This window comes from Streptomyces sp. NPDC101152 (genome assembly GCF_044768275.1).
Lineage (GTDB): Bacteria > Actinomycetota > Actinomycetes > Streptomycetales > Streptomycetaceae > Streptomyces.
Window position 1 is genome coordinate 1 of the sequence record NZ_JBIWPO010000105.1, and the last position, 9,433, is coordinate 9,433.

Consider the following 9,433-nt stretch of genomic DNA (forward strand, 5'->3'; position numbering starts at 1 on the left):
GTGCCGCCTTCCTCCTTGACCCAGGCGATGACCGAACCGGTCGCGCCCTTGCGGATCTTGCGCCCGTCGACGTCCACACCGGACATACGGGTCTGGGCGGTGAAGGCGATCCACTCGGCGCCGGCGAGCTCCCCCTGGTGCCGCTCGCGCAGCCCGTACCGCTCCTTGGCGAGTACGACGATGGAGCGGCCCTCGGGCGTCTCGTCCGCGAGCGACGACAGCTGGGCCGCGTCGGCGACCTCGGCCTCGGTGGTGCCCTGGACCGGCACGAACTCGGACGCCTGGCGGTTGCCGAGGGTGATGGTGCCCGTCTTGTCGAGCAGCAGCGTCGAGACGTCACCGGCGGCCTCGACCGCCCTGCCGGACATCGCCAGGACGTTGCGCTGGACGAGGCGGTCCATGCCCGCGATGCCGATGGCGGAGAGCAGGGCGCCGATGGTGGTCGGGATGAGGCAGACCAGGAGCGCCACCAGCACGACCATCGTCAGGTGGGTGCCCGCGTAGTCCGCGAACGGCGGCAGGGTCGCCACCGCGAGCAGGAAGACGATGGTCAGCGAGGCGAGCAGGATGTTCAGCGCGATCTCGTTGGGCGTCTTCTGCCGCGAGGCACCCTCCACCAGATTGATCATCCGGTCGATGAAGGTCTCACCCGGCTTCGTCGTGATCTTGATGACGATCCGGTCGGACAGCACCTTCGTGCCGCCCGTGACGGCGCTGCGGTCACCACCGGACTCACGGATGACGGGCGCCGACTCGCCAGTGATCGCCGACTCGTCGACCGAGGCCACCCCCTCGATGACGTCACCGTCACCCGGGATGATGTCGCCGGCCTCGCAGACCACGAGGTCGCCGATGGTCAGGGCAGTGCCCGGGACCTGTTCCTCGGACGTGCCGTCCTTGAGCAGCCGACGCGCGACCGTGTCGGTCTTGGCCTTGCGAAGGGTGTCCGCCTGCGCCTTGCCCCGCCCCTCGGCGACCGCCTCCGCCAGGTTGGCAAAGACCACGGTCAGCCACAGCCAGGCGCTGATCGCCCAGCCGAACCAGTCACCGGGGTCCTTGAAGGAGAAGACGGTGGTCAGGACGGACCCGATCCACACCACGAACATCACGGGCGACTTGACCATCACCCGCGGATCGAGCTTGCGGCAGGCGTCCGGCAGCGACTTGAGGAGCTGCTTGGGGTCGAAGAGGCCCGCGCCGACACGTCCCTCGGCGGGCTTGTGCCCGGTGGGTACGTCGCTGTGCGGCGCCCGGGTCGGGGTGGCTGTGGACATCGAGTCCTCTGGGTTGTCTATACGGGTGGTCATGACGCCAGCCCCTCGGCCAGCGGGCCCAGCGCCAGCGCCGGGAAGTAGGTCAGACCGGTGATGATCAGGATCGCGCCGACCAGCAGACCGGTGAACAGCGGCTTCTCCGTGCGCAGGGTGCCCGCGGTCTCCGGAACCGGCTTCTGCTCGGCGAGCGAGCCGGCCAGCGCCAGCACGAACACCATCGGCAGGAAGCGGCCGAGGATCATCGCCAGTCCGGTCATGGTGTTGTACCAGTCGGTGTTGGCGTTCAGGCCCGCGAAGGCCGAGCCGTTGTTGTTCGCGGCGGAGCTGAAGGCGTAGAGGACTTCCGAGAAGCCGTGCGCGCCGGAGTTGAGCATGGAGTGCGGCGGGGTGGGCAGGGCCATGGAGGCCGCGGTGAAGATCAGCACCAGGGCCGGGGTGATGAGGATGTAGCAGGCCGCGAGCTTGATCTCGCGGGTGCCGATCTTCTTGCCCAGGTACTCGGGTGTCCGGCCGACCATCAGACCGGCGATGAACACCGCGATGACGGCCATGACCAGCATGCCGTAGAGGCCGGAGCCGGTACCGCCGGGCGCGATCTCGCCCAGCTGCATGCTCAGGATGGTGATGCCGCCGCCGAGGCCGGTGAAGGAGGAGTGGAAGGAGTCCACCGCTCCGGTCGAGGTCAGCGTCGTGGACACTGCGAAGATCGACGAGGAGCCGACGCCGAAGCGGACCTCCTTGCCCTCGTACGCCCCGCCCGCCAGTTGCAGCGCGGGACCGTGATGGGCGAACTCGGTCCACATCATCAGCGCGACGAAGCCCAGCCAGATGGTGCCCATCGTGGCGAGGATCGCGTACCCCTGCTTGACGCTGCCGACCATGACGCCGAAGGTGCGGGTCAGCGCGAACGGGATGACCAGCAGCAGGAAGATCTCGAAGAGGTTGGTGAACGGGGTGGGGTTCTCGAAGGGGTGGGCGGAGTTGGCGTTGAAATAGCCGCCGCCGTTGGTGCCGAACTCCTTGATGGCCTCCTGCGAGGCGACAGCCCCGCCGTTCCACTGCTGCGAGCCGCCCATGAACTGACCGACCTCGTGGATGCCGGAGAAGTTCTGGATCGCTCCGCAGGCCACCAGGACAAGGGCCGCGATCGCGGCGCCCGGCACCAGGATCCGGATCGTGCCGCGCACCAGGTCGGCCCAGAAGTTGCCCAGTTCACCGGTGCGTGAGCGTGCGAAGCCGCGAACCAGGGCGACGGCGACGGCGATGCCGACGGCGGCGGAGACGAAGTTCTGCACGGCGAGACCGGCGGTCTGCACGACGTGCCCCATGGTCTGTTCGCCGTAGTACGACTGCCAGTTGGTGTTCGTGACGAAAGACGCGGCGGTGTTGAACGACTGCGCCGGGTTGACCGAGGAGAAGTTCAGCGAGCCGGGCAGAATGCCCTGGAGTCGCTGGAGCAGGTAGAGGAAGACGACGCTGACCGCGGAGAAGGCGAGCACGCCGCGCAGGTACGCGGGCCAGCGCATCTCCGTGTCGGGGTTGGCACCGATACCCTTGTAGATCCACTTCTCGACCCGCCAGTGCTTGTCGGAGGAGTAGACCCTGGCCATGTAGTTGCCGAGGGGAATGTAGGCGAGCGCCAGCGCTCCTATGAGGGCGAGCAGCTGGAGCACGCCCGCGAGTTCGGGACCCATGTCTGTCTCAGAACCTCTCCGGGAAGATCAGGGCGAGGACGAGATAGCCCAGCAGGGCGACGGCCACGACCAGGCCGACGATGTTCTCGGCGGTCACAGCTTGGTCACCCCCTTGGCGACGAGGGCCACCAACGCGAAACACGCGATCGTGGTGACGACGAAGGCCAGATCGGCCATCGCGAGCTCCTGGAGTGAGGTTCGATGAAAGGCGGACGGTTAGAGGAAACCGCCTCGCTGGCCGGATCCGGTCACCCGTTGACGGCTCTCTTACGGCGACCCTTACGGCTTTGACGGGACTCTTACGCCCCGGGCCCGTACCGGTGGGTAGGCAGTCGCGACCACCGGTGACCCGGCTCACAGCAGCCGGAACCGGAGTCGGCAGATCACCGCGTCGGTCTCCCGCCGGACCGCGTGCGCGACAACAGCGCCGCGCTGGTTCTGCAGCAGCCGCTGCCACAGCCGCTCGGGCTCCGTCTCCGGGATGAGCACGGTGACCCGGGTGGCCGGCTCGGTGGCGACCGTCTCGCGGACGTACGCGGCGATGGGCCGGCCCAGGCTGCGCCGCTCGCACGCCAACCGGACCAGCGGCACTCCGGGGTACCATTCGACCCAGGCACGATCCAGGGCATGCATCTGGGCCCGGTCCTCGGGGTCGGGGTAACAGACGGTGACCGCCCGGACCTCGTCACCGAGGGAGGCTGCCGCGGTCAAGGCCTCCGACGTCAGGCGAGAGATCGACGACACGGGGACGATCACCAGCGAGCGCTCGCGGTGCGGGGTCTTTGGTATGCGGCCCAGGCCCAGACGCTCGCCGATCCGGCCGTAGGCGCGGTGGACGCCAGCCGTCGAGGTCGGTGTGGTAGTTCTGGCCGGGCGCGCGCTGCGGCCCGCCGAACCAGAGCGGGTTGAAGGAGTTCACCACTCGATCGCCGACCTGGAACCGCGTCACGCCGGGGCCGGTGGCCTCGACGACGCCCGCGGCGTCCGACAGCGGCACGCGGCCCGGCGGCACCGGATAGCGGCCGTCCAGCATGAACAGGTCGCGGGCGTTGAGGGAGCTGGCGTGGACGCGGATCAGTACCTGGCCGGTGCCTGGCGTCGGCGTCGGTTCCTCGACGAGGGTGCTCTGGCCTGCTTCGGACATCCTGTAGATGCGCATGGGATCCGTCCCTTTCCGTGGTGCGTCCGCGGTCAGGCGGCCAGCGGTGTGTGGGTGCCGAAGGAACGCTGGTGATACGTGAGAGGGCTCGCCTGCCCCTCGCCGGGCTCGGCGTTGACGACGCGGGCGAGCAGAACGGTGTGGTCACCGGCGGCGACGTAATCGTCGACGTCGGCCGCGATCCACGCTGCCGAGCCTGGCAGCCGGGGCAGGCCCTCGCTCGTGGACCAGGCGACGCCGTCAAACTTGTCCGGGCCCGACCGCGCGAAGGACGCGGCGAGTTGGGCCTGGTGCGTCCCCAGGATGTTGAGGCCCAAGCGCCCCGTCCTGCGGATGAGTGACAGCAGTTGTGAGCCGTTGTCCAGCGACACCAGCACTATCGGGGGCGTCAGGGACAGCGAGGTGAAGGCACTGACCGTGCTGCCGTGCGGGCGCTCACCGTCCATCGCCGTGACCACGGCGACAGGGGAGGCGACGGTGGCCATGGTGCCTCGGAACGCCTGCAGGGTCGCGGTGTCCGGGGGCTGGGTGGTGGTGGTCATGACCGGGCCGTTTCTGTAACGCGTGGGTCGGGTCCGTACTGTTCGCGGGCTCCGAGGTGGTCTCGCAGGGTGGGGCCTTCGTAGTCGAGGTGGAACAGGCCGCGTTCCTGAAGGATCGGGACGACCTCGTCGACGAAGGCGTCGACGCCGTCGTGGTAGCCGTCGATGGCCAGCGAGAAGCCGTCGCAGGCCCCTGCCTCGAACCACTGCTGCATGTGGTCGGCGATGTCGGCGGCGGGGCCACCCACGACCGGGTGGTAGTCGATGACGCCGTGGGCGAGGATGTCGCGCAGGCTCCAGCCCTCGCGGGCCACTTCCAGGGCACGGAAGGAGCGCCGGTCGTGCGGGCTGGGCTCGGCGTCAGCCAGCTGGCGTGCGGTCAGTGGCTTGTCGATCTGGTCGTAGGAGAGCGGCAGGCCGATCATCGCGCCGAGGTACTGCACGCGCTGGCGCAGGTCGACGGACTCGTCCAGGAAACGCCTGCGCTCCAGGGCGGCCTCGCGGGAGGCGGCGACGGCCGGCATGAAACCGGCGAAGATCTTCACCTCGTCCGGGTCGCGCCCGGCCCATTTGGCGGCGTCCCGCAGCGCGCCCCGCTGGACGATGGCGTCGTCGATCGTCATCGGGTTGGCGTAGACGCCGCTGGCGTACCGGCCCGCCAGCTCCATGCCGTAACTGCCGCCGCCTGCCTGGAAGATGACCGGCTGGCCCTGCTCGGACGGCGGGATGGGCAGCGGCCCTTGGGAGGCGAGGTAGCGGCCCTGCAGGTTGACCGGCTGGATCTTGCTCATGTCGGCGAACCGCTTGCCCGCGACGTCGAGGACCCAGGCGTCCTTCTCCCAGCTGCCCCACAGGGCCTGCACGATCTGGACGAACTCGTCGGCGCGCTCGTACTTCTCCGCGCGGGGCGGGATGACGGCGCCGAAATTCGCCGCGGCCGCCGGGTGGGAGGTGGTGACCGCGTTCCAGCCGGCCCGGCCGTGGCTGATCACATCCAGGGCCTTGTACTGGCGGGCGAGGTTGAAGGGCTCGTTGAAGGTGGTGGAGCCGGTGGCGACCAGGCCGATCCGCTCGGTCTCACGGGCTATGGCGGTGAGGACGATGATCGGGTCGATGGGGTGGTGCGGGTGCTCGTGCTCCAGGTCCACGTCCAGAACCGGGGTGTCCGCGATGAACAGCAGCTGGATCCTGCCCCGCTCGGCAGCCTGTGCGTAGCGCACGAACTGGTCCATGTCCGTGTAGCTGGTCAGGTTCGCCCCGGGCAGCCGCCATGCTCCGGGCTCGGCTCCGTAGCCGCTGGTGAACTGCATGGCCAGGAGCATCTGCGGGCTTGTCATGGGGACGCCTCCAAACGGGCGGAAGGAAGCGGAGGGTGCCTCCGATTACCTTTCCGATAATACGGAGGTTGCCTCCGTATCGCAAAGGGGGTGGTGTTCGATGGCCGGGAGCGCCGGATGCGGCCGATCCTTCCGGGCTGCTGCTTGCGCGTCCCGCGGGCAGCCGAGGGCCGTAACCGCGTGGGGCCGCGGCACCGGAGGCGCGCGGACGTTGGGCACGTCCCGTCGTGTCTCCGATGCTGCGGCCCCACGCGTGCGCTGCTCTGCGGGAGGTGGGGTGTCAGCGGTGCGCGGCGCGGTTCATCTCGACGACGTCGTCCAGGGTGGGGTTGTCGGGGAGGGCGGCCATGCGCTCGAGCATGCTGTCGCGGACGGCGGCGTCCTTGACGCGGTCGGCCGTGGCCAGGGCGGCGGGAAGCTCATCGAGGGTCAGCTCGGTGCAGTAGGCGGGGCCCATCGGCTGCTGGCGCCACGAGTCGGCCAGAGCGCCGGCGTCGTAGGGGTCGAAGCCGGTGTCGTCGACCAGGCTCATGGCCACCTTCTTCGCCTCCGCGGAGTCGCCGGCGACCGGGATGGCGATGCGGCCCGCAGTACCCGCCGGAAGACCTCGGGTGCGCTGAGTCTCGGCCAGGGCGGCGTTCCACGCCTTGACCACGGGCCGGCCCAGGAGCTCAGAGGCGTACACGCTCTCCACCTGGCCGCCATCCACCGCCTCGATCCGCCCGTTGAGGTGCGGGTAATAGTTCGAGGTGTCGATCACCACGGTTTCGGCGGGGGCGGCGGCGATCAGCTCCGCCAGCTTCTCGTGCACCCCGAACGGGATCGCCAGGATGATCGCGTCCCGGCCCTGGACCGACGCGTCGTCCAGGGCCACCGCGCGGGCGCCTGCCTCCAGCACCTCGGCCGCGACGGCCTCGGGCCCCCGGGCGTCCGCGACCTGGACGTCGTGACCGGCCAGGCTCAGCTTGCGGGCGAGGTTTCCGCCGATCGCTCCAGCACCGATAACAGTTATTTTCATGATTTGTCCCTTCAAAGGTTGTGCCACCCTGTGGGCGGCCTGATGTGATGACGGCGCGGCTGGATCGCCGGGGCCATTACCCGGTCCCGTCGGACGGCGGGCATGCCCGCCGTCCGGCCTTGAGTGAGGTGCCGACTGCTAGGTGCGGTCGTCCGGCTCGCGGTATCCGTGGGCGACTAGCGCCCGCAGCCGGTCGACCGATTCTCCGGTGGCGCCGGTGCCCTTGATCCAGGCGACCGAGCAGGCCGCGAGGAACAGGTCGTAGCCCGTCGCCGACGGGCGTACGTACCCGGTGCGCTGTGCGGCTCGCACGTACGCGTCGGTCGTGGCGATGAGCTCGTCGCACGGGACGGTGAGCGGATTGCCCGGGTCCTGCGCCCGGGCCGCCGCCATGAGGGGTTCCGGCAGCCCGTTGTAGGCGCTGACGTAGTCCTCCATCGCCCACAGCCACTGCGTCAGCGCCGCGCCGGCATCGTCGATGCCGGCGATGCCCTCGCGGCGGGCCACCAGTTCCTGGGTGCGGGCCTGGAGGACGGCCGCCAACAAGGCCTCGCGGGTGGGAAAGTGCCGGTACAGCGTTCCCGGCCCGACGCCCGCCTCCTTGGCAACCGCCTCCAGTGACGTACCGATTCCGTCCCGCAGGAAGTGGCGCTGGGCGGCCTCCAGGAGGGCCGCGCGATTGCGCTGAACGTCGGCGCGGGGCTTGCGTCCTTGCTGCTCCGTGGCGCTCATATACCCTCCTGCACTCTCTCGGTACGGCAACCCGATAAAACGGAGGCTATCTCCGAATTGCTTCCACAGTAAACCGGAGGCTCCCTCCAGTCAAACCGCAGGATTCCAAAACGGAGGCCATCTCCGTGCGAGGTCGAGCGTAAAACGGAGGCGGCATCCGGTCGACTCTGCCGATGCCCCCTGGAAGACGCGAGCGACCGATCCCCTGGTCACGCGCTGCGGACGAACCGCAGAGTTGCGTGTCACGGCACCGAGCCCCAGCGCCCACGGCGGTCGGCTGGAAGCTCTCACGCAGAGTGGCCAGGGAACGCCGCCCGAGACGGTGTGGGGCACCTGTTTCACGGTGCCTGAGCAGTGGAAGGGCTGAGCGGTACTTCTTCGCTCCTTGGAGGACTTCATGCCAGAAGCTTTCGAAGACGTCCCTGAGCCTGAGGACGACACCATCGAGGACACCGTCGACGAGACCGGGGTTGACCCCAAGGACATCGAATTGGTCATGGAACAGGTTGGTGTGTCAAGAGCCAAGGCGGTCAGGGCCTTGAAAGAGAGCGGCGGCGACCTCATCAGCGCGATCATGGCGGTCAGCGGGTAGTTGGCGCGCTGCGACTGTGATTGGTCAGCTTCGTCGACGAGTCCGGGTTGAGTAGTTGGGGTACAGCAGATCCCGGTCAGAACGATCATGCTCGGCCAGCACGTCGGCTGCAGGCCGCTGAGGTTCGCGGAAAGATCACCGGGCGGGTTCCCTGGTTGGCTACGGTGCCTCGTGCCGGTGGAGTTACTGATTGATGAGCAGCGGAGGTGCACACCCGAGTCTTACCCGGCTGGCCGCCGCGCCGTGGGCCGGTGATGGAAGGCCGCAAAGCGCCCCAGGATCTCTAACCTCCGGAGCGCTTCGCGTGAAGGCTTGCCCTACTAGCTGGGGATGAGTGAAAGAACGGCGCCCGCGAGCGAGTCGATGACCCCCTCAAGCGTTCGCAGGGCCGCCGCCACGACCGTCAGGCCCAGCCCAGGTGGGACCGGCAGGCCCAGCGCAGGCAAGGTGGTGGGGGCTGCGTAGGCGGGGGTGGCGACGAGAAGGGTACCGGCGGTCAGGGTGAGCGCCGTGACAGTTTGTCGGATGATCTTCACGCCTGTTCAACGATCATCACAGGCCAAGGGTGACGGCCCCGAAAGCGGCACCGGCCCTGATCAGACGGTCGGCAAGCGGGTCCTGGCCCTCGCTTCGGGCAGCATCCATGGAACCGTCTCACGTCCGAAGCGCCGAACGGTGCCCACCCCGCATACCCCCGGAAACACCACAGCACGCGCCAACACGCGAGGTCGCGGCGGCGCGTAGACCTGCGGGCCGTGCCTCCGCGGCGTCGAAGTGGGCCGACCGCATCAGATGCCTGTGCGACGAGGCCGGCCGTGCCCTTGTCATTGGTGGCGCGGGCGGGGCAGCAAGGCGAACGCGGTCTCCGCGATCGAGGTCAGGCGGTCGGGGCTGTGGCCGTACGCGCCGACGACATCGCTCCCGCGGATGATGGTCAGCAGAAGGTAGGCGAGGTCGTCGGGATCCGCGTCGGGGTCGATGTCGCCGTTCCGCTGCGCCGCTCGCACACACTCGGCCACCGCCTCCGCGACCACGGTGAAGCAGTCGTTGGCCAGGCGTTGCACCTCCGCGTCGGAGGCGCCGAT

The 9,433-nt window shown here is 69.0% G+C and carries 10 protein-coding genes and 2 pseudogenes; 1 reads left to right on the forward strand and 11 read right to left on the reverse strand.

The window, feature by feature from the left end; all coding sequences use genetic code 11:
* The 9 genes and pseudogenes from kdpB to ACIRVK_RS44620 all read right to left on the reverse strand — a co-directional run.
* Positions 1–1,307: potassium-transporting ATPase subunit KdpB (gene kdpB / locus ACIRVK_RS44580; protein WP_404257753.1), on the reverse strand; the 1,307-nt coding region annotated here is incomplete at its 3' end.
* Positions 1,304–2,968, reverse strand: a complete 1,665-nt coding sequence (gene kdpA, locus ACIRVK_RS44585; RefSeq protein ID WP_404257755.1) for a potassium-transporting ATPase subunit KdpA — start codon at positions 2,966–2,968, stop codon at positions 1,304–1,306. The genes kdpA and kdpB, both read right to left, overlap by 4 nt.
* Positions 2,969–2,975: 7 nt before the next feature.
* Positions 2,976–3,065, reverse strand: coding sequence for a K(+)-transporting ATPase subunit F (gene kdpF, locus ACIRVK_RS44590; protein WP_016434100.1), 90 nt, complete (start codon positions 3,063–3,065; stop codon positions 2,976–2,978).
* A 257-nt stretch (positions 3,066–3,322) separates the two neighbouring features.
* Positions 3,323–3,805, reverse strand: a pseudogene (locus ACIRVK_RS44595) (amino acid permease); the annotation flags it as partial.
* Between the two features lie 88 nt (positions 3,806–3,893).
* Positions 3,894–4,127, reverse strand: a pseudogene (locus ACIRVK_RS44600) (alcohol dehydrogenase catalytic domain-containing protein); the annotation flags it as partial.
* A gap of 32 nt (positions 4,128–4,159) precedes the next feature.
* Positions 4,160–4,669: a flavin reductase family protein gene (locus ACIRVK_RS44605; protein ID WP_404257757.1), complete on the reverse strand. Its 510-nt coding sequence runs from the start codon at positions 4,667–4,669 to the stop codon at positions 4,160–4,162.
* Entirely contained in the window at positions 4,666–6,006 is a 1,341-nt protein-coding gene (locus ACIRVK_RS44610; protein ID WP_404257759.1) for an NtaA/DmoA family FMN-dependent monooxygenase, read from the reverse strand. Before ACIRVK_RS44610 ends, ACIRVK_RS44605 begins: the two co-directional genes overlap by 4 nt.
* Positions 6,007–6,286: 280 nt before the next feature.
* Complete coding sequence (locus tag ACIRVK_RS44615) at positions 6,287–7,024, reverse strand: NADPH-dependent F420 reductase (protein WP_404257761.1); 738 nt, start codon at positions 7,022–7,024, stop codon at positions 6,287–6,289.
* Positions 7,025–7,162: 138 nt separating this feature from the next.
* A complete protein-coding gene (locus ACIRVK_RS44620; RefSeq protein ID WP_404257763.1) occupies positions 7,163–7,756 on the reverse strand; it encodes a TetR/AcrR family transcriptional regulator in 594 nt (197 codons plus the stop codon).
* Between the two features lie 397 nt (positions 7,757–8,153).
* Here ACIRVK_RS44620 and ACIRVK_RS44625 point away from each other — a divergent pair, with 397 nt between their 5' ends.
* The gene (locus ACIRVK_RS44625; RefSeq protein WP_404257765.1) at positions 8,154–8,348 is read left to right on the forward strand and encodes a ubiquitin-like domain-containing protein; all 195 of its coding nucleotides are present in this window, start codon (positions 8,154–8,156) and stop codon (positions 8,346–8,348) included.
* Between the two features lie 320 nt (positions 8,349–8,668).
* Here the strand turns inward: ACIRVK_RS44625 and ACIRVK_RS44630 are convergent, their stop codons facing one another.
* Positions 8,669–8,884, reverse strand: a complete 216-nt coding sequence (locus ACIRVK_RS44630) for a hypothetical protein (RefSeq protein ID WP_404257767.1) — start codon at positions 8,882–8,884, stop codon at positions 8,669–8,671.
* 288 nt (positions 8,885–9,172) lie between these two features.
* The coding region (locus ACIRVK_RS44635) for a TetR family transcriptional regulator C-terminal domain-containing protein (RefSeq protein ID WP_404257769.1) at positions 9,173–9,433 on the reverse strand (261 nt) is incomplete at its 5' end.